A 19,293-nucleotide genomic window follows, 5' to 3' on the forward strand; every position below is an offset into this window, starting at 1 on the left:
TATAGTCCCGGGGCCTGCGGCTCGGCGCCCGGGGCTCGGGAGTCGGAAGTCGCCCCGGGCGTCGGGGCGACCTGCGTACCGCCTCTCGCGCAGTCGTCGCACAGGCTTCGCACAAGCGTCGCACGGGCGTCGCACACCGGATGCGCACGACGCCTTTACTTTTCCTTGACCGCGCACCGCACAACCAAACGGCATTTACGAAAGCGTCACCGCATACCTCTGGCACAGCTCCGACCTGCGGTTTTCAATGGTCGACACCATGGCACTGCTGCGCACGCTCCTCCGTACGGCCCGGATGGCACGGAACACCTCACGCCTCGCCGCCGGACTGCCGGCCGACGAGGGGGTGCTGCTCGACGCCCCCGACCACCGGCTGGGCCCCGCACTCGTCGCGGCGGCCCGGGGCGAGTACGCCCCCGCGGCCAAACTGCTGGCCACCACCCGCGAGTTGGCCGAGTGGGAGAACCGCGACCGGTACGCCATGCGCCTCGCCACCTTCGCCCGCTCCCGCGACGAATGGCTCGGACAGTGGCAGGCCGCCGACCCGCACGACCCGGACGCCCTCCTCGTCAAGGCCGAACTGGCGGTCCGCCGCGGCTGGGAGTCGCCCGCACGGGTGGAACTGCTGCGCGAGGTCGGACCGCTGATCATGTCCGCCGCCGAGGGCGATCCGCGCGACCCGGTGCCGTGGCGGATAGCGCTCGACCACGCCCGTGGCACCAACGTCGGCCACACCGAGTTCGAGCAGCTGTGGACGGAGGCCGTCCGGCGCTCCCCGCACCACTACGGCTGCCACGTGGCCGCTCTCCAGTACCTCTCGGCCGCCTGGTACGGCTCGCACAGCGAGTGCTTCGACTTCGCCGAGCCGGCCGCGCAGGACGCGCCGGCGGGCTCCCTGGTCCAGGCGCTGCCGGTGCGCGCAGCCTTCGCCTATCTGACCGAGGGCGGCGGTCCCGAGGTGCCGCGCGAGCGCCTGGACGCCGCGGCGGACCTCGCGATCTCGGTCTCCGCGGCCTACGCGGCCGCCGACCCGTGGCCCGCCGAGGTGCGCAACCTGCTGACGTACGTCCTGGTCCGGCTGGAGCGCTGGCAGGACGCCCTGGAGCAGCTGCGTCTCATCGGCCCGTACGTGACCTCGTTCCCCTGGGACCGGGTCTCCGAGGACCCGCTCGACCAGTTCCTGGAACTGCGCGACGGCGTCCGTCTGGAGGTCGCCTCGGGGCTTCCGCTGCGCGATCCTGTCCTTGATCGGCATCCAGGGAGTGGGCACGGCGGACGCGCCCGCTCCGTGGACCATTAGGCTTTCGCGTCGTGACCACCGTCCGGCTCCCGCTCTTCCCCCTGAACTCGGTGTTGTTCCCCGGGCTCGTGCTTCCTCTGAACGTGTTCGAGGAGCGTTATCGCGCCATGATGCGCGATCTGCTCAAGACGCCCGAGGACGAACCACGCCGATTCGCCGTCGTGGCCATCCGCGACGGCCACGAGGTCTCGCCGAGTGCGCCCGGCATGCCGGACGGAACCGCCGTGCCCGAGCGCGGGCCCGCCGCCGGCTTCGGCGACGATCCGCTCAAGGCCTTCCACGAGGTGGGCTGCATCGCGGACGCGGCGACCGTCCGCGAGCGCGCCGACGGCAGCTTCGAGGTGCTGGCGACCGGCACGACACGGGTCCGGCTGCTGTCGGTGGACGCCTCCGGCGCGTTCCTGACAGCCGAGCTGGAGGAACTCCCCGAGGACCCGGGGGACGAGGCCGGCGCGCTCGCCGAGGGCGTCCTGCGCGCCTTCCGCCAGTACCAGAAGCGGCTGGCCGGGGCGCGGGAGCGGTCACTGTCGACCGGCGCGGACCTGCCGGACGAGCCGGCGGTCGTCTCCTATCTCGTCGCGGCCGCCGTGATGCTGGACGTCCCGGCCAGACAGCGGCTGCTGCAGGCCTCCGACACGGCGTCCCGGCTGCGCGAGGAACTGAAGGTGCTGCGCGCGGAGACGGCCATCATCCGTAATCTGCCGTCGTTGCCCGCGTCGGACCTGACGCGCGGCCCGACGAGCCTGAACTGACGCTTGCGAGAAGGCCGATGGCGAAGAAGGCGAAGAAGCAGCAGTCCGGCGGCACCCCGGCGACGGTGGCGCTGACGGAGGCGGGCGTCCCGTACACCGTCCACGCCTACGAGCACGACCCGTCCCACCCGTCCTACGGCGAGGAGGCGGCCGAAGCGATGGGCGTCTCGCCGGAGAGGGTCTTCAAGACCCTGGTGGCGGACGTGGACGGCGCGCTCGTGGTCGCGGTCGTCCCGGTGGCGGGCTCCCTGGACCTCAAGGCCCTCGCCACCGCGGTGGGCGGCAAGCGGGCGGCGATGGCCGACCCGGCGGCGGCCGAGCGCACGACGGGGTACGTCCGCGGTGGCATCTCGCCGCTCGGCCAGCGCAGGAAGCTGCGCACCGTGCTGGACTCCTCGGCCTCCGGCCACGCCACGATCTGCGTCTCGGCGGGCCGCCGCGGCCTGGAGGTCGAGCTCTCGCCCACCGACCTCGCGAAGCTCACCGAAGCGGTGTCCGCACCCGTGGGGCGCGCGTAACCGTTCCTCAAGACTGAGCGGGAGTGAGCCCATTCAGCCGCACGCCCCGAACGGTCTTGAGCGCTCCCCCACTGCCTTAAGGGCGTGGGAGGTGCCCCCAGGTCCCCGGCGTACTCAACCCCGGGGCGGCGACACACATCCTGTGCGTGCTCCGGTCCCGAGAGGCCAGTTTCCTGCACGACCTGGCCAGGTGGGTACGGCCAGAGGCGACGAGGAGGCCCCGGACCATCTCTCCGGTGGAACGGGGGCCCCGCACACTGGCGCCGTACCCGGCGTCCCAGATCGCACGATCACGCTAACTCAAACGGCCCAGGACACCGCAAGCCCACGAGCCGACCATCACACGATCGAGCTAATTCGGCCGCGTGCGCGCTCCCGGACGAGCAGTAGCCAACCCCCGCCGCCGGCACCCACCGCGGCATCCGGGACCGCTCACCGCAGGCACCCGTCGGACGGGCGCGCCCCGACGCCGCACTCACCCGTCGGACGTACGGGGCCCTCGGCGCAGGCGCCCGTCGGGGGCGTGACCGCTCGGCATCCGCGCCCGTCGTGGCGCGTATGACCCCTCGACGGATGTCGCGCCCTCGGTTAAGCACGAGTGGCATGTCGAAGAAAACGCGGAAACGCAAGTGGCGCATCAGGAAGGGCCGCTCGAACCACGGCCGCCGTCCGGCATGACCCACGCCCCGGAGCAAACCGAAGGGCCGGCCGGGCAGCCTCTCCCGAGGCGCCCGGCCGGCCCTGTCCCGCCCCGCCCGCTCAGGCGGCGGGAGGTCCCGGCGGTGTGGCCGGGTAGGGGTTCTGCTCGTACGGGTCGGGGTCCCGGGGGCCGAACAGGGCCATCAGGCCGAGGTGGACCACCAGGGCGCTCAGGGACCAGGCCAGCAGCGCGCCGTGGGCCCCGAGCTTCAGCGGCGCGGAGAACGTGACGCCCTTGCCCACGGCCTTGGCGTGCGCGACCACGTTCTGCGTGGGCCCGAGCCAGATCCCCACCCGCCAGGCGAGGAGGGATCCGAGCAGGCCTCCCAGGGCGAGCGCGATCACCAGGGGTACACCGCCACGCCGTCGTACGAGGAACACGACCAGAGCGCTCAGCGCCCCGAAGCCCAGTGCGAGCAGGGTGAAGGTCCCGTCCACACCGATGGCCTGCTCGCCCTCGGTGTCCTTGAGGTACACCGTGGTGGCGTCCGCGATCAACGGCACATGCGGCGTCAGCCACGCCCAGAGCACCCCGAGCAGAGCTCCCGCGAGAGCGACCGCGACCGTGATCACGGCGGCCTCCCGCAGTTCGGTCTTCATCCCGGGGCCGTCCTGTCCGTATGAGGCCTCGTACGCGGCCGGATACACGGGGTGACCCGCAAGTCCGGGAGCGGGCGGAGCCTGCCAGGCGGGGTGCGGTTGCCGCCGGTCCTGGGGGGACTGTTCGTGCGGCGGCGGAGGTGGAGTCAGCGGAGCGGTCACCCTGCCATCGTGCCAGGCCCCGCTGTCGGCCGCGTCACCGGACGGCCGCCCGGCGGTAGGCCCAGGCCGCGAGGGCCAGCGAGGCCACCCCGACTCCGGCGCAGACGGCCAGATCGCCGAGGACGGCGGCCCAGTCGGGATGCGCCCCGAACGTGCGCGCGAGTGCCTCGACGCCGTAGGTCGAGGGCAGCAGGTCCCGGGCGTACTGCACCACGGCCGGCATCCGGTCCGCCGGGAGAACGCCCAGCAGCAGGGCCGCGGACATGCCCAGCTGGCCGAGCAGGGTGGCGAGCTCCGGCCGCGGTGCGAGCAGCCCGAACGCGGCCCCGAGCCCGGCGAGCGCGGCGCCCGCGAGCGGGACGACCGCGGCGAGCACCCACAGATGGGCCAGCGGCAGCCCGAAGAGCAGGGAGCCGAAGACGGCGGTGACGACGGTGCCTGGCACCGTGAAGGACGCGTACGCGCCCGCGGCGCCGAGCACCACGGCCGCCGGCGGCACCGGCAGCGTCGCGTAGTGGTCGAGCCCGCCGCTCGCCCGCAGCTGCCCGAAGTACTGCGCGAGCAGGTTGAGCGCGACGAAGGCGACGACCAGGACGGTCGACCCGGCCACCACGGCGCGCGCCTCGGCACCGCCGTCCACCACCCCGCGCATCATGATCATGATGCCGACGGACTGGAAGGTGGCCACGAACAGCAGCGGGATCCGCGCGACGCGGGCCCGGGAGAGCTGCGCCCGGTACACGGCGGCCAGCGACGGCCACAGCCGCGCACGCGGCCCCAGCTCCGCGGCGGCACCGGCGTCCTCGACCAGGGGCAGCGCGCTGCCCGGCAGGACTCCAGCGGGTACGACACTCACGTCGAACTGCTCCCCTTCACTCCGGCAGCCGTCCTGTTCCGCACACGTACGACGCCCCTCTCCCGTACGGATTCCACGCCCCGGACGCTCACGCCTTCACCAGCCCCTGCATCGCGTGGCCGCCGAGCGCGAGGTACACGTCCTCCAGGCTCGGCGTGGCCAGCGTGAAGTCGTCGAGCGCGGCGAAGGCGGCCCCGCCGGTGACCGTGGCCACGGCCGCGCGGGCCTCCTCTGGCGCGAGCCGCAGCGTCCAGCGGCGGCCCGACTCGACGGCGCGGGCCCGCAGCGCGGCGACCTCGGGGACGTGCAGCGGGGCGCTGTCGCGCCAGACGAGTTCGACCCGGACCTCTCCCGCGACCCGTTCCTTGAGCCCGGCCGGGGTGTCGCAGGCGATGACCCGCCCCTCGTCGAGGACGGCGACCCGGTCGAGGACCGTCTCGGCCTCGATGACGTTGTGGGTGACCAGCAGGACCGTGGCGCCGTGCTCCGCGCGACGCCGGTCGACGGCGGCCCAGACGGCACGCCGGGCGACGGGGTCCATGCCGGTGGTGGGCTCGTCGAGGACCAGCAGCGGGCGCCGGCCGACGAGCGCGGCTGCGAAGCAGGCGAGCCTGCGCTGCCCGCCGGAGAGCTTCTTCAGGGGGCGGGAGGCGAGCGATGCCAGACCCAGTTCGTCGAGGACGGCGTCCCGTTCGGCCCGCGCCGCGCGCAGGTCGAGCCCGCGCAGCCGCCCGGTCGTCTCGGCGGCGAGGGACACGGTCAACTCGTCCAGGGCGGTGGATTCCTGCCCGAGGTAGGCGAGGATCCGGGCCGCCCGCTCGGGATGACGCACGATGTCGTGCCCGAGGATCTCGACACTGCCGCTGTCGGGACGCATCAGCCCGGTCAGCTGGCGTACGAGGGTGGACTTGCCGGCGCCGTTCGGCCCGAGCAGCCCGAAGATCTCGCCCCGGCGGATGTCCAGACGTACCCCGTCGGTGGCCCTGACCTCGGGTGTCGCCGGGGTGCCACGACGGCCGCGGACCGCCGGATAGGTCTTGGTGAGACCTCGCACGGCGCACACGACATCGCCCCTGTGCCCCATTCGGATTGCCTGTGCCGTGCGCGTACTCACGAAGGACGAGAGTACGGGGTCCGATGCCCTGTTATGCGATCGGGGCCGTGGCCGACCCCGGGCGAGGACCTTCGCGACAGCTTCGGATCACTCCCCGACGGGCGCGTGCTCCGTCGCGGTGCGCACATCGATCTCCCGCCAGAATCCGGCCCGGATCGCATAGCGGTCGTGCTCGTCGATCTGGTCGTCCTTGTGCGCGAGCAGACCGAAGCGGGCCGCGTAGCGCAACAGCTCGCCGTCCACCCGGTGCGGAACCCGCGGGTACATCGCCGACAGCTTCTGCACATGGCTCGGATCGGTGAGGCGTCCCATCCAGCGGCGCGCGAAGACCTGCCCGACCTCGTAGGGGTCACCGCCGACCGTGGTGATGTCCTCCTCGCGGTCCGCCCACCGCTGCTCCGCGGAGGTGAGCTGGGCGAGCGTGGGCAGCGCGGCGGCCTCCGGTGATTCCGTGGCGCCGCCGGGCCGGTCGACCCAGCCCTTGTCCGAGGACCAGCGCAGTGTCGCGTTCGTGGGGTGCTGGACGGCCTGGATGCCCGGTCCGCGGAGCGCGGCCAGGTCCTTGGGCGTGGGGACCCCCTTGGGGGTGTGCACCCGCTCCTGGGTGCCGTTCTGCGATTCGGCCGCCTGGTGGTGTTCGGCCTCCCGGGCGGAACGCTCGGCCGCCGCCGCGAGCGCCGACTCGGGCAGCGGCGCTGAGAGGATGGCGGCGATCTCCGGGCGCGGCACCGGCGACGGGGCGCAGATCCCGCCGATCTCCTTGGCGTGGACCGCCTTGGTGATCCAGGCGCGGTCGAGCACCCGCCGCTCGTCGGCCTCGGCCACCAGGTCCTCGGACTGGTTGTAGTCACCGTCCGCGGCCTGCACGGCCCACAGGTGTACGGCCACGCCGTGCTCCTTGGCGGCCATCATGCCCGGCAGCAGATCACCGTCGCCGGTCACGAGGACCACGTCCGAGCAGGCACGGTTGCGCGCCAGCTCGGTCAGCTCGGCGTGCATGGCGGCGTCCACGCCCTTCTGCGCCCACCGCCCGTCGCTGCGGGTCAGCGCACCCAGGCGCACCGTCACCCGCGGCATCACGCGCAGCCTGCGGTGCTCCGGCTGCGGCACCCGGTCGGGGGCGCCGTCGAACCAGTAGATGCGCAGCAGGGGCCGCTCGGTGTCGGACTCGGCACGCTCGCGCAGGCCCTGGATGAGGGCGGTGTGGTCGACGGTGATCCGGGATCGCGAAGGCTCCCCGGCGAGCAGACTGGCAGCGGCCCCGAGCAGATACCCGGCGTCCACCAGGACGATGCAGCGGTCCACGCGATCCACCCTCTTTCCGGGAGGTTTGCTTCGGGCTTCCTTGGAGTCTGCCCGACCGTGCGGAGGTTAACGGCCGGAACTCGATCTTCGGCGTGGCGGATCGGAAGAACACCTACCGAGAGGACTTGTTACGCACGGTAATTCTACGAAATGCGCTACTTCTCAGCGTATGTGAATCTGGTCGCGGCCCTGGCCCCTAGATCCCCTTCAGGAGGCAGATCACCATGGCCAAGAACAAGAATCGCAAGCAGGGCGGCCAGCAGGACCGCTCCTCGCAGGCTGAGCGTGCGCAGGAGCAGGCACAGCGGTCGTCGGCGCAGGCACAGCAGTCGCCGATGTCGCAGGCCCAGGGCAGCCCCGCTGATGTTGCCCGTAAGCATCAGAAGCGCTTCGGCCACAACTGAGGCCGCCGCGCGGGCTGTTGAGGCCCAGGAACGCACCGAGGGGCGCATCCGGTACCGGATGCGCCCCTCGGTGCGTGGTCTGTGTCGCCTTACCGCCCCTGCCCGATGTCAGCCGGCCAGGCAGGACGCGCCGAGCAGCACCTTCAGGTCGCCGAAGAGCGCCGGGTCCGGCTTCACCCGGTGCCGGTCGAGCCGCAGCACCGTGGTCTTGCTCGGGCCCTGGAGCCTGATGCGGACCTCGCTCTCGCCCTTGTGGTGGCTGAGGATCTCGCCGAGGCGGCTGACCATGGGCGGAGTCACCTTCAGCGCCGGGATGGTGAGGATCACGGGCGCGTTGGTGCCCGCGTTCGACAGGTCCGGGACCTGGAGCTCCATCGCGACCAGCCGCGGCACGTCCTCGCGCTTGTCGAGGCGCCCCTTGACGAAGACGACCGCGTCCTCGACGAGCTGGGTGGACACCAGCTGGTACGTCGCCGGAAAGAACATGCATTCGATGGAGCCCGCGAGGTCCTCCACGGTGGCGATCGCCCAGGCATTGCCCTGCTTGGTCATCTTGCGCTGCAGGCCCGAGATGATGCCGCCGATCGTGACGACGGCGCCGTCCGCGTGCTCGCCTCCGGTCAGCTGGGAGATGCCCGCGTCCGCCTTGTCGGACAGGACGTGCTCCAGGCCGAACAACGGGTGGTCGGAGACGTACAGGCCGAGCATCTCCCGCTCCTGGGCGAGCAGGTAGACCTTGTCCCACTCGTCGGTCGTGAACTCCACGTCGAGTCCGAAACCGGGCTCGCTGGTGTCCTCGTCCCCCATGCCGCCGAAGAGGTCGAACTGGCCCTCGGCCTCCTTGCGCTTGACCGCCACCACGTTGTCGATCATCGGCTCGAACTGCGCGGTGAGGCCCTTGCGGGTGTGCCCCATCGTGTCGAACGCGCCGGCCTTGATCAGTGATTCCGTGGTGCGCTTGTTGCAGGCGACCGCCTCGACCTTGTCGAGGTAGTCGGGGAAGGAGGCGTACTTCCCCTTGGCCTTGCGGCTGCGGATGATCGACTCCACCACGTTCGTACCGACGTTGCGGACGGCGGAGAGGCCGAAGAGGATCACGTCGTCGCCCTGGGCGGCGAAGTTCTGCTCGGACTCGTTCACGTTGGGCGGCAGCACCTTGATGCCCATGCGCCGGCACTCGTTCAGGTAGACGGCCGACTTGTCCTTGTCGTCCTTGACCGAGGTGAGCAGCGCGGCCATGTACTCGGCCGGGTAGTTCGCCTTCAGGTAGCCGGTCCAGTACGAGACCAGTCCGTACGCGGCGGAGTGGGCCTTGTTGAAGGCGTAGCCGGCGAAGGGGACCAGCACGTCCCACAGGGCCTGGATCGCCTCGTCGCTGTACTCGTTCTTGCGGGCGCCCTCCTGGAAGAGGACGAAGTTCTTGGCCAGCTCGTCGGGCTTCTTCTTGCCCATCACGCGGCGCAGGATGTCGGCCTCGCCGAGCGAGTACCCGGCGATGATCTGGGCGGCCTTCTGGACCTGCTCCTGGTACACGATCAGGCCGTAGGTGACGGCCAGCACCTCTTCGAGCGGCTTCTCCAGCTCCGGGTGGATCGGTGTGATCTCCTGGCGGCCGTTCTTGCGCTCCGCGTAGTTGATGTGCGAGTTCATGCCCATCGGGCCCGGCCGGTACAGGGCCGAGACGGCGGAGATGTCCTCGAAGTTGTCGGGCTGCATCTGGCGGAGCAGCGAGCGCATCGGGCCGCCGTCGAACTGGAAGACGCCGAGGGTGTCACCGCGGCAGAGCAGTTCGAACGTCTTGGGGTCGTCCAGCGGGAGGGCGAGCATCTCCAGGTCGACGCCCTTGTTGGCCTTCACCATCTTGATGGCGTCGTCCATGATCGTCAGGTTGCGCAGGCCCAGGAAGTCCATCTTCAGCAGGCCCAGCGACTCGCACTGGGGGTAGTCCCACTGCGTGATGGTCACGCCGTCGGTGTGCCGCACCCAGATGGGGGCGTGGTCGACGATGGGCTCGCTGGACATGATCACGCCGGCCGCGTGCACGCCCATCTGCCGGACGAGGCCCTCGACGCCCTTGGCGGTGTCGATGACCTTCTTCACGTCCGGCTCGTTCTCGTACATCCCGCGGATCTCGCCGGCCTCGCTGTAGCGGGGGTGCGAGGGGTCGGTGATGCCGTTCAGGTCGATGCCCTTGCCGAGGACGTCGGCGGGCATCGCCTTGGTGAGCCGGTCGCCCATCGCGTACGGGTAGCCCAGCACGCGCGCGGAGTCCTTGATGGCGTTCTTCGCCTTGATCTTGCCGTACGTGCCGATCATGGCGACCTTGTCGGCGCCGTACTTCTCGGTCACGTACCTGATCACCTCGACGCGCCGACGCTCGTCGAAGTCGATGTCGACGTCGGGCATGGAGACGCGCTCGGGGTTGAGGAACCGCTCGAAGATCAGACCGTGCGGGATCGGGTCGAGGTCGGTGATGCCCATGGCGTACGCGACGATCGAGCCGGCCGCGGAGCCGCGGCCCGGGCCCACCGCGATGCCCTGGTTCTTGGCCCACATGATGAAGTCGGCGACGACGAGGAAGTACCCCGGGAACCCCATCTGGATGATGACGTCCATCTCGTACTCGACCTGCTTCTGGCGGTCGTCGGGGACGCCGCCGGGGAAGCGGCGCTCCATGCCGAGCCGGACTTCCTCCTTGAACCAGGTGACCTCGGTGAAGCCGTCGGGGATGTCGAACTTCGGCATGAGGTTCTTCGCCTCGAACATGCCGGTCGTGTCGATCTGCTCGGCCACCAGGAGGGTGTTGGCGCAGCCCTCCTGCCAGGCGTCCGAGGAGTCGACCGCGTACATCTCGTCCGTCGACTTCAGGTAGTAGCCGGTGCCGTCGAAGCGGAAGCGGTCCGGGTCGGAGAGGTTCTTGCCGGTCTGGATGCACAGCAGGGCGTCGTGGGCCGTCGCCTCGTGCGCGTACGTGTAGTGCGAGTCGTTCGTCACCAGGGGCGGGATGCCGAGCTTCTTGCCGACCCGGAGCAGGTCCTCACGGACCCGGCGCTCGATGTCGATGCCGTGGTCCATCAGCTCCAGGAAGTACCGGTCCTTGCCGAAGATGTCCTGGTACTCCGAGGCCGCCTTCACGGCCTCGTCGAACTGGCCGAGGCGCAGCCTGGTCTGGAGCTCGCCGGAGGGGCAGCCGGTGGAGGCGATGAGCCCCTCCGACCACTGGGAGATGGTCTCCTTGTCCATCCGGGGCCACTTCTGGAGCCAGCCCTCGGCGTAGGCGTCCGAGGAGAGCTTGAAGAGGTTGTGCAGGCCCGTCCGGTTCGACGCCCAGATCGTCTTGTGCGTGTAACCACCCGAACCGGACACGTCGTCGCGCTTCTGGTGCGGCTGGCCCCACTGGATCTTGCGCTTGTTGCGCCGGGACTCCGGGGCGACGTACGCCTCGATGCCGATGATCGGAGTGACCCCCGCCTTCTTCGCCGTGTGGAAGAAGTCATAGGCCCCGTGGAGGTTGCCGTGGTCGCTCATCGCGATATGGGTCATGCCCATCTCGTTGCACGCGTCGAACATGTCCTTGAGCCGCGCGGCACCGTCCAGCAGCGAGTACTGGGTGTGGACGTGCAGGTGCGTGAACGGCGGCTTCGACACGGTTTCGGCCTCCAGGAAGAACCATGGGTGACAGGCTGCGAACAGTCTGGGGGGTCAGCGTCGAAGTCTATGACGCGGGACTGACACTCCGCGGAGGATCATCCGTACCTTCATGCGGGGGCGCGGGATCCGGGTGGGCGTTCGCCGCCGGAACCCGGGCACTCCCGCGTATCTTCGTCCGTTGGAAGTGGACGGACCCTTTGTCCCGGGGGCGGCGCGTCCGTCCCGTCATGTCCCGCACCATCTGCACCAGGAGGCACCCAGCGATGTCGGTTCCGCAGCTCAGCGCCGAGCAACGCGGCGAGCAGATCCTCGCCGTCTTCGACACCGCCTTCGGCGAGCTCCTGGCCGCCGACCCGGCCGCGTTCCGCGTGAAGTTCCGCAAGATGGCGGCCTCCGCGTTCGCGTTCTACCGCGGCACCGCGGCGCTCTTCTACCACGACCTCGACCAGGACCGGCGGGGCGGCCCGTACCTGGACGAGCGCACCTCGCGCGTGTGGATCCACGGCGACCTGCACGCCGAGAACTTCGGCACGTACATGGACGCCCAGGGCCGTCTGATCTTCAACGTGAACGACTTCGACGAGGCCTACGTCGGCCCCTTCACGTGGGACCTCAAGCGCTTCGCCGCCTCCGTGGCCCTCATCGGCTACGCGAAGGCGCTCAGTGACGAGCAGATCACCGAGCTGGTGCGGGTGTACGCGGCCGCCTACCGCGAGCGCATCCACGCGCTGGCCACCGGTGCCAAGAGCGACGAGGTGCCGCCCTTCACACTGGACACCGCCGAGGGCCCGCTCCTGGACGCGCTGCGCGACGCGCGCTCGCTGACCCGCTTCGGGCTGCTCGACTCGATGACGGAGATCCGCGACTTCGAGCGCCGCTTCGCGCCGGGCGGCGGTTCCATCGAGCTGGACGCCGCCACCCGCTACAAGGTCCTCGCGGCCTTCGACGGCTATCTGGAGACGCTCCCGGAGTCCTCGCTGACCCGCCCGGACTCGTACCGCGTGAAGGACGTCGTGGGCCGCCGCGGCATCGGCATCGGCTCGGCCGGCCTGCCGTCGTACAACATCCTTCTGGAGGGCAACAGCGACGCCCTGGAGAACGATGTGGTGATCTACATCAAGCAGGCCCAGACCCCGGCCGTCTCCCGGCACATCACGGACTCCTCGATCCGCGACTACTTCCAGCACGAGGGCCACCGCACGGTGATCTCGCAGCGCGCCCTGCAGGCGCACGCCGACCCGTGGCTGGGCTGGACCGAGCTGGACGGCGCCGGCCAGCTGGTCGCCGAGGTCTCGCCGTACGCGGTGGACCTCGACTGGGGCGACATCGACGACCCCGAGGAGATCGCCTCGGTCGTCGCGGACCTCGGCCGGTCCACCGCCACGATGCACGCGGCGGCGGACGACGAGAGCGGCCACTCGGAGCTGGTGCCGTTCTCCACCGAGCGGGCCATCGACGCGGCCATCGCGGCCGACGAGGACGGCTTCGCCGACCTCCTGGTGGACTTCGCGCACAGTTACGGCAGCCGTGCGCGCGGCGACCACCAGATCTTCGTGGACCTGTTCCGCAACGGACGGATCCCGGGACTGTAGGCCACCCGGCCGGTCGCGGGGCTGTGATCCGCGCGACCGGTCGTCTCACAACGCTCCCGTAACGCACAGGAACCCTTTAGGGGACGCTTACGGGAGCGCATGGGAGACTCACCTCCGCTATGGACATATCCGGGACCCAGCTCAGAGCCGTACGCGCGGCCGTGTTCACGGCCGTCGTCGTGACGCTCTCCGCCGCGTCGCACGTGCTGCTGTCCCGGGTGCCGCTGCCGCTGACCACCGTGGCCGCGATCACCGCCGCCGTGTTCGCGCTCTCCTTCGCACTGGCGGGCCGCGAGCGGGGCTTCGGCCGGATCGCGGCCCTGCTCGTTCCGCTGGAACTGGCCGCCGACACCGTGTTCACCACGGGCCAGCACGTCTGCTACGGCAGGGCGGGCGGCCCGGTCGCGGGTCCGCTGCGCTCGGTCGGCCTCGACGTGCTGTGCGGCGGCGGCAGCGTGGGCACCCCGCTGTCCCGAGTGACCGGCGGTGCCCCCGACCGTGCCGCCGCCCTGCTCGCGCACGCCGACCCGACCGCCGCGTGGCTGTTGCTCGGCGCTCATGTCACCGTCGGTCTGCTCGCGGCCGCCTGGCTGCGCCGCGGCGAGCGCGCCCTGGACCAGCTGCTGCGCGCGGTGGCCGCCTCGACCTTCCGGCCGCTGCTGCTCGCGGTCGCCGCGGTGACCGTACGGCTCGCCCCGGTCCGTCCGCTGCCGCGCACCGAGCGCCGGCCGACCGCCGCCCGTACCCGCCTGTTCGTGCACTCCCTGGGACGCCGCGGACCGCCCCGCCCGGCCGTTCTCGCCTGAGCGACGACTCCTGAGCCACGCCCCCTTGAGCGACCGCCCCAGGGCCACGGCTCACCCGCCACGCCTCCGTGCGACGGCGTCTGAACGAACGTTCCCGAGAACAGCCCTGAGCACCAGCAGCCCCCCTTACGTATTCCGCGTACCACGTGTGCGCGTCCCTGATGGAGATCACCACTATGAGCAAGCGGAACAGCCAGGCCTCGAAGACCGCGGCGCGCGAGAAGCTGCGCATCGAGCGCGAGCGCCAGGCCAAGCGCGACAAGATCAAGCGCCAGGCGATCGTGGCCGGTTCCCTCGTCGCGGTCCTCGCGATAGCGGGCGGCATCGGCTACGCGGTCGTGCAGAACAACAAGCCCAGTTACTGGGAGGGCCTGAAGGACGCCAAGGTCGTGGCACCGGCCAACTCGACGGGCACCAAGGGCACCACCGTCGTCATCGGCAAGGCCACCGCCAAGAAGACCCTCAAGGTCTACGAGGACCCGCGCTGCCCCGTGTGCGCCAGCTTCGAGCAGACCGTCGGCGCGACCGTCAAGAAGGACCTCGCCGACGGCAAGTTCAAGATCCAGTACGTCGGCGCCACGTTCATCGACAGCAAGGACAACGGCCAGGGCTCCAAGAACGCGCTGAGCGCCCTGGGCGCCGCGCTGAACGTCAGCCCCGAGGCGTTCGCCGAGTACAAGAGCGCGCTGTACTCGGCGAAGTGGCACCCGGACGAGACGACGGACAAGTTCAAGGACGACGCCTACCTCATCAAGGTCGCGAACACCGTCTCCGCGCTGAAGGACAACACGAAGTTCCAGGACGCGGTCAAGAAGGGAACCTACGACGCCTGGGCCGTGGCCATGTCGAAGACCTTCGACGACAACAAGGACGGCGTGACCGGCACCCCGGGCTTCGTCATGGACGGCAAGCAGCTCACGGCCGACAGCCAGGGCACCCCGCTCCTGACGGTGGCCGACTTCGACAGGGTGGTGGGCGCGGCTCTCAAGGGCTGACGCCAACAGGGAATTCCAGCCTCCGGATGAAGAGCGGGCGAACTTTCCGGGTTCGCCCGCTCTGGCGTGTACTGATCAGTAACCTGATCGCTCGTGACCAGTCGATTCAGATCTTCCCAGGGCCTCAACTCCCCCTCGCCCCGCCGCCGTACGGTCGTCAAGGCCGCGGCCGCGACCGCTGTCCTGGCCGGCCCGCTGGCCTCCGCGCTGCCCGCCCGCGCCGCCGAGGCGCCCGCCTTCCTGCACGGCGTCGCCTCCGGCGACCCGCTGCCCGACGGCATCCTGCTGTGGACCCGGGTGACACCCGGCTCCCAGGCGATACCCGGCTCCGGGCTCGGCCCGGACACCGAGGTGAGCTGGACCGTCGCCAGGGACAAGGCGTTCACCACGATCGTCGCCAAGGGTTCCACCATCGCGACGGCCGCCTCCGACCACACCGTCAAGGCGGACATCCGCGGTCTGCAGCCGGCCACCGACTACTGGTTCCGCTTCTCCTCCGGCGGCACCGACTCGCCCGTCGCCCGCACCCGCACCACCCCGGCCGCCGACGCCTTGGTGGCCGGCCTGCGCTTCGGCGTGGTCTCCTGCGCCAACTGGGAGGCCGGCTACTTCTCGGCCTACCGTCACCTCGCGGCCCGCAACGACCTGGACGCCTGGCTGCACCTCGGCGACTACATCTACGAGTACAAGTCCGGCGAGTACGGGACCCGCGGCACCGTCGTACGGCCGCACTCCCCCGCGAACGAGATCCTCACCCTCGCCGACTACCGCACCCGGCACGGCCGTTACAAGACCGACCCGGACCTTCAGGCCCTGCACCACAAGGCGCCGGTCGTCGCGATCTGGGACGACCACGAGTTCGCCGACAACTCCTGGTCGGGCGGCGCGGTCAACCACACCGAGGGCGCCGAGGGCACCTGGTCGGACCGTCAGGCCGCCGCGAAGCAGGCCTACTTCGAGTGGATGCCGGTCCGCCCGGCCATCGCCGGCACCACCTACCGCAGGCTGCGTTTCGGCAGGCTCGCCGACCTCGCGCTGCTCGACCTGCGCTCCTTCAGGTCGCAGCAGGCGTCCACGGCCAGCGGATCGGTCGACGACCCGGACCGTACGATCACCGGCCGCGCCCAGCTCGACTGGCTGAAGTCCGGGCTCAAGGCCTCGGACACCACCTGGCGGCTGGTCGGCAACTCGGTGATGATCTCGCCGTTCGCGGTGGGCTCCCTCTCCGCCGACCTGCTCAAGCCGCTCGCCAAACTGCTCGGCCTCCCGCAGGAGGGCATCGCCCTCAACACCGACCAGTGGGACGGCTACACCGACGACCGCCGCGAACTGCTGGCACACCTGCGGTCCAACGCCATCCGCAACACGGTCTTCCTGACCGGTGACATCCACATGGCCTGGGCCAACGACGTGCCGGTGGACGCCGGTACGTACCCGCTGTCCGCCTCCGCCGCCACGGAGTTCGTGGTCACCTCGATGACCTCCGACAACCTCGACGACATCGTCAAGGTCCCCGAGGGCACCGTCTCGGCCATCGCCTCCCCGGTCATCCGCGCGGCCAACCGTCATGTCCACTGGGTCGACACCGACCGCCACGGCTACGGCGTCCTGGACATCACCGCCGACCGCGCGCAGATGGACTACTACGTGCTCTCCGACCGCACGGACCCCGACGCGACCTCGTCCTGGGCCCGTTCGTACCGCACGCGCAGCGGCACGCAGACGGTGGAGCGGACGTACGACCCCTCCTAGGGGCCGCCATTCGCGAGTGATCAAGTCTTGATATTCTTAGGCATATTGACGGATCGACACGTTAACGATCCGTCAGTATCACTCACGATTGGAGTCACATGGCCACCCCCCAAAGTGTCCTGACGAAGTCCGCAGTGTTCGGCGTCGCCCTGGCACTCGCCGGACTCACCGCCACATCCGCCGAAGCTCAGGAAGCCAAGGCGGCGGCACCGGCGTACGTCAACCTGACCACGGCGGAAAGTTCTCCCATATACGCCCAGCCGACCTCCTCGTCGACCAGGTTCCGCACGGAGCCGCGGGGCACCACCCTGCGAATCCAGTGCTCGACCACCAAGACCCCTTCGGGGGAACGGTGGTTCAGGATCTACGACTCCAAGCCGACGAGCTGGGTGTGGTCCGCGCACTTCCCGTCACTGGTGCACCCGCCCAAGGAGTGCTTCCCGGGCTAGGGTCTCCGACGTTCCGCGGGCCGTCGCAGTCGGTCTGCGGTGAACAGGCAGGCCCGGATCGTCCAACGGACGACCCGGGCCTGCCTGTTGGAAGCTGTCGCCCCGTGGCGGTGAACCGCTAGAGCGACTCGAGGAAGCCGAGTGCCACCTTCCAGGTGGCCTCGGCCGCCTCGGCGTCGTAGTCGGGCAGGTCGGGGTCGGTGTAGAGGTGCCCGGCGCCCGCGTACCGGTAGATCTCCACGTCGGCTCCGGCTTTCTGCATCTGGAGATACCAGGCGCTCAGCCAGTCGTCCGTCTCGAACTGGTCGGGCTCGGCGACATGCAGCTGGACCGGGAGTTCGTCCACCGACGCGCTCTCGGCGATGTCCGACGTGCCGTGCAGCAGGAGCAGCCCTCGGGCCTTCTCGTCGCCGAGCGCCAGGGTCTGACCGATGGAGGCGCCGAGGGAGAAGCCCGCGTAGACCAGGCCGCGCTCGGAGTAGGGCGCGGCGGCCAGGACCGCCCGCTTGAGCAGCTCGTCCTTGCCGATCTCGTCGCTGAAGGCCATGCCCTCCTCGACGGTCTCGAAGGTGCGCCCCTCGAAGAGGTCGGGCGTCCACACCTCGTGTCCCGCGGCCCGCAGCCGGTCCGCCGCCGCGCGCACCGCCGACCGGGGACCGTAGGTCGAGTGAAAGAGCATGATGTTCATGGACTCCATGGTGCCAGCCGGCCCTGACAGCACCGGGCGCCCGTAGCCCCGTTCCCGGTGGCGGGGTAAGCAGCGCCGGTGCCGGGGATACCCCGATCCGGGGCGCGGGGATACCCCGATCCGCTCGGAGAACACATGTTCATGACGCCCATGGCCGGTTACGTTCTCAGGCATGGAGAACGTACTGCGCCCGATGATCGTCGTCGGCGGCTCGGTCGTGCTCACGCTGCTCATCGGGTGGTCCGTGGACCGCCTGTTGCGTCGGGCGGACGACCGGCACAGCCAGACCTCCCTGTGGGGTCTGCTCCGCCGCGGCCGTGTCCCCTTCCAGCTGGTCCTGTTCGCGGCACTGCTCAGAGGCTCGTACGACCAGGCGAAGCTGCTGGTGGAGCACCGGATCGGCATCGGCCGGACCCTGACCCTGATCCTCATCGGCGCCGCCGCCTGGCTGGTGGTGAGTATCGCGACAGCGGTCGTGGAGATCTCGTACACCCGCTACGCGAACGCGCACCGCGATCCAGCGCGGGTCCGCCGGGTCCGCACCCAGGTGACGCTGATCCAGCGGGTGGTCACCGCGGTCGTCGGCGTGGTCGCGATCGCCGCGATGCTGCTCACCTTCCCGGCGATGCGCGCGGCCGGGGCCTCACTGCTGGCCTCGGCCGGAATCCTCGGCATCGTCGCCGGTGTCGCCGCCCAGTCCACGCTCGCGAACCTCTTCGCCGGACTGCAGATCGCCTTCGGCGACATGGTGAGGCTCGGTGACACCGTGGTGGTCGACGGCGAGTGGGGCACGGTCGAGGAGATCACCCTGACGTTCCTGACGGTACGGACATGGGACGAGCGCAGGATCACCATGCCGGTCTCGTACTTCACGTCCAAGCCGTTCGAGAACTGGTCGCGCGGCACCCCTCAGATGACCGGCATCGTCTTCCTGCACGTCGACCACTCCGCCCCGGTGGAGGCGATGCGCGGGAAGCTGCGCGACATCCTGCGCGAGTGCCCCGCCTGGGACGGCCGCGACTACGGCCTCGCCGTCACCGATTCGACGCCCAACACCATGCAGGTGCGCGCCCTGGTCACCGCGAAGGACGCGGACGACATCTGGACGGTACGGGTCACGGTCCGCGAGCAGATGATCCGCTGGCTGACCGAGCAGCACCCCTACGCACTCCCCCGCGTCAACACCTCCGAGGCGGTGCTCCCCCCGGGGCAGACACGGCGCACGGGCCGCGCGGAGCCGGACGGAGTGGCGGCCCGCGCGAACCACGGCCACCACACCCACGAACCACCCCGGACAGGCCCGGGCCGCGGCTGACCTCTGGGCCCCGGACCTGCAGGCCGCGCCCGGCAAACCCGCCCGCGTGCCGGATCCGCCATGCCCGCCGCGCCCGGCGGGCGGGGCGTGCCCGGCCGGACCTGCCCGACCGGACCGATCCCTCGGTCCGGTCCAACGGCCCGCTCCAAGGCGCGCGAAACGCGGCCTTGCCGTCGTGGAGGCGCCGCGACCCTCCGGGCCCGGATCCAGGGTCGCCTTCCGCGCCCCCGCCGGTCCGGATCGCCCGCGCCATGACACCGGCGGACGATGCGCGGGCGGGGCCGGGACGAGGCGGACGGGCGGTGGGCGGTGGGCGGACGGGGCCGGGACGAGGC

At 70.6% G+C, this 19,293-nt stretch carries 16 protein-coding genes; 10 read left to right on the plus strand and 6 right to left on the minus strand.

Going from position 1 to position 19,293, the window contains the following annotated elements; translation table 11 throughout:
• Window positions 1–259: 259 nt before the first annotated feature.
• Genes N4G66_RS43240 through ybaK form a run of 3 tightly spaced genes read left to right on the plus strand, consistent with a single transcriptional unit; the run spans window position 260 to window position 2,570 of the window.
• Complete coding sequence (locus N4G66_RS43240) at window positions 260–1,300, plus strand: hypothetical protein (RefSeq protein WP_261709813.1); 1,041 nt, start codon at window positions 260–262, stop codon at window positions 1,298–1,300.
• Between the two features lie 11 nt (window positions 1,301–1,311).
• Window positions 1,312–2,052, plus strand: coding sequence for an LON peptidase substrate-binding domain-containing protein (locus tag N4G66_RS43245; protein WP_261709814.1), 741 nt, complete (start codon window positions 1,312–1,314; stop codon window positions 2,050–2,052).
• Between the two features lie 17 nt (window positions 2,053–2,069).
• Window positions 2,070–2,570 carry a Cys-tRNA(Pro) deacylase gene (gene ybaK / locus N4G66_RS43250; RefSeq protein ID WP_261709815.1) on the plus strand — a complete coding sequence of 167 codons (501 nt, stop codon included), beginning with the start codon at window positions 2,070–2,072 and terminating at the stop codon, window positions 2,568–2,570.
• A gap of 759 nt (window positions 2,571–3,329) precedes the next feature.
• On the opposite strand, the gene N4G66_RS43255 is transcribed toward ybaK, so the two are convergent.
• From N4G66_RS43255 to N4G66_RS43270, 4 genes are all read right to left on the minus strand, one after another.
• Window positions 3,330–4,031: an AAA family ATPase gene (locus tag N4G66_RS43255; protein ID WP_261709816.1), complete on the minus strand. Its 702-nt coding sequence runs from the start codon at window positions 4,029–4,031 to the stop codon at window positions 3,330–3,332.
• Window positions 4,032–4,065: 34 nt separating this feature from the next.
• The gene (locus tag N4G66_RS43260; protein WP_261709817.1) at window positions 4,066–4,887 is read right to left on the minus strand and encodes an ABC transporter permease; all 822 of its coding nucleotides are present in this window, start codon (window positions 4,885–4,887) and stop codon (window positions 4,066–4,068) included.
• An 88-nt stretch (window positions 4,888–4,975) separates the two neighbouring features.
• The gene (locus N4G66_RS43265) at window positions 4,976–5,950 is read right to left on the minus strand and encodes an ABC transporter ATP-binding protein (RefSeq protein WP_261709818.1); all 975 of its coding nucleotides are present in this window, start codon (window positions 5,948–5,950) and stop codon (window positions 4,976–4,978) included.
• A 138-nt stretch (window positions 5,951–6,088) separates the two neighbouring features.
• Window positions 6,089–7,306 (minus strand): NYN domain-containing protein, encoded by a 1,218-nt coding sequence (locus N4G66_RS43270; protein WP_261709819.1) that lies wholly within the window; start codon window positions 7,304–7,306, stop codon window positions 6,089–6,091.
• Window positions 7,307–7,530: 224 nt separating this feature from the next.
• Here N4G66_RS43270 and N4G66_RS43275 point away from each other — a divergent pair, with 224 nt between their 5' ends.
• Window positions 7,531–7,710 (plus strand): hypothetical protein, encoded by a 180-nt coding sequence (locus N4G66_RS43275; RefSeq protein WP_261709820.1) that lies wholly within the window; start codon window positions 7,531–7,533, stop codon window positions 7,708–7,710.
• 108 nt (window positions 7,711–7,818) lie between these two features.
• Here the strand turns inward: N4G66_RS43275 and dnaE are convergent, their stop codons facing one another.
• Window positions 7,819–11,358 carry a DNA polymerase III subunit alpha gene (dnaE, locus tag N4G66_RS43280; protein WP_261709821.1) on the minus strand — a complete coding sequence of 1,180 codons (3,540 nt, stop codon included), beginning with the start codon at window positions 11,356–11,358 and terminating at the stop codon, window positions 7,819–7,821.
• A 266-nt stretch (window positions 11,359–11,624) separates the two neighbouring features.
• On the opposite strand from dnaE, the gene N4G66_RS43285 reads away from it, so the two are divergent.
• From N4G66_RS43285 to N4G66_RS43305, 5 genes are all read left to right on the plus strand, one after another.
• A complete protein-coding gene (locus N4G66_RS43285; RefSeq protein ID WP_261709822.1) occupies window positions 11,625–12,953 on the plus strand; it encodes a DUF2252 domain-containing protein in 1,329 nt (442 codons plus the stop codon).
• A 119-nt stretch (window positions 12,954–13,072) separates the two neighbouring features.
• Window positions 13,073–13,759, plus strand: a complete 687-nt coding sequence (locus N4G66_RS43290) for a hypothetical protein (RefSeq protein ID WP_261709823.1) — start codon at window positions 13,073–13,075, stop codon at window positions 13,757–13,759.
• A gap of 176 nt (window positions 13,760–13,935) precedes the next feature.
• The gene (locus tag N4G66_RS43295) at window positions 13,936–14,754 is read left to right on the plus strand and encodes a DsbA family protein (protein WP_261709824.1); all 819 of its coding nucleotides are present in this window, start codon (window positions 13,936–13,938) and stop codon (window positions 14,752–14,754) included.
• A 93-nt stretch (window positions 14,755–14,847) separates the two neighbouring features.
• Window positions 14,848–16,506 (plus strand): alkaline phosphatase D family protein, encoded by a 1,659-nt coding sequence (locus tag N4G66_RS43300; protein ID WP_261709825.1) that lies wholly within the window; start codon window positions 14,848–14,850, stop codon window positions 16,504–16,506.
• 98 nt (window positions 16,507–16,604) lie between these two features.
• On the plus strand, window positions 16,605–16,955 hold the full coding sequence (locus tag N4G66_RS43305) for a hypothetical protein (protein ID WP_261709826.1): 351 nt from the start codon (window positions 16,605–16,607) through the stop codon (window positions 16,953–16,955).
• Between the two features lie 118 nt (window positions 16,956–17,073).
• Here the strand turns inward: N4G66_RS43305 and N4G66_RS43310 are convergent, their stop codons facing one another.
• Window positions 17,074–17,643, minus strand: coding sequence for a dienelactone hydrolase family protein (locus tag N4G66_RS43310; protein WP_261709827.1), 570 nt, complete (start codon window positions 17,641–17,643; stop codon window positions 17,074–17,076).
• A 172-nt stretch (window positions 17,644–17,815) separates the two neighbouring features.
• Here N4G66_RS43310 and N4G66_RS43315 point away from each other — a divergent pair, with 172 nt between their 5' ends.
• Window positions 17,816–18,958: a mechanosensitive ion channel family protein gene (locus N4G66_RS43315; protein ID WP_261709828.1), complete on the plus strand. Its 1,143-nt coding sequence runs from the start codon at window positions 17,816–17,818 to the stop codon at window positions 18,956–18,958.
• Window positions 18,959–19,293 lie beyond the last annotated feature (335 nt).

This window comes from Streptomyces rhizosphaerihabitans, assembly GCF_025399795.1.
GTDB classification, from domain to species: domain Bacteria; phylum Actinomycetota; class Actinomycetes; order Streptomycetales; family Streptomycetaceae; genus Streptomyces; species Streptomyces rhizosphaerihabitans.

Coding starts and splice junctions, on each gene's coding strand:
- N4G66_RS43295 (WP_261709824.1), top strand. CDS start 13,936: ATGAGCAAGCGGAACAGCCAGGCCTCGAAGACCGCGGCGCGCGAGAAG.
- ybaK (WP_261709815.1), top strand. CDS start 2,070: ATGGCGAAGAAGGCGAAGAAGCAGCAGTCCGGCGGCACCCCGGCGACG.
- N4G66_RS43275 (WP_261709820.1), top strand. CDS start 7,531: ATGGCCAAGAACAAGAATCGCAAGCAGGGCGGCCAGCAGGACCGCTCC.
- N4G66_RS43285 (WP_261709822.1), top strand. CDS start 11,625: ATGTCGGTTCCGCAGCTCAGCGCCGAGCAACGCGGCGAGCAGATCCTC.
- N4G66_RS43290 (WP_261709823.1), top strand. CDS start 13,073: ATGGACATATCCGGGACCCAGCTCAGAGCCGTACGCGCGGCCGTGTTC.
- N4G66_RS43240 (WP_261709813.1), top strand. CDS start 260: ATGGCACTGCTGCGCACGCTCCTCCGTACGGCCCGGATGGCACGGAAC.
- N4G66_RS43310 (WP_261709827.1), bottom strand. CDS start 17,643: ATGAACATCATGCTCTTTCACTCGACCTACGGTCCCCGGTCGGCGGTG.
- N4G66_RS43315 (WP_261709828.1), top strand. CDS start 17,816: ATGGAGAACGTACTGCGCCCGATGATCGTCGTCGGCGGCTCGGTCGTG.
- N4G66_RS43305 (WP_261709826.1), top strand. CDS start 16,605: ATGGCCACCCCCCAAAGTGTCCTGACGAAGTCCGCAGTGTTCGGCGTC.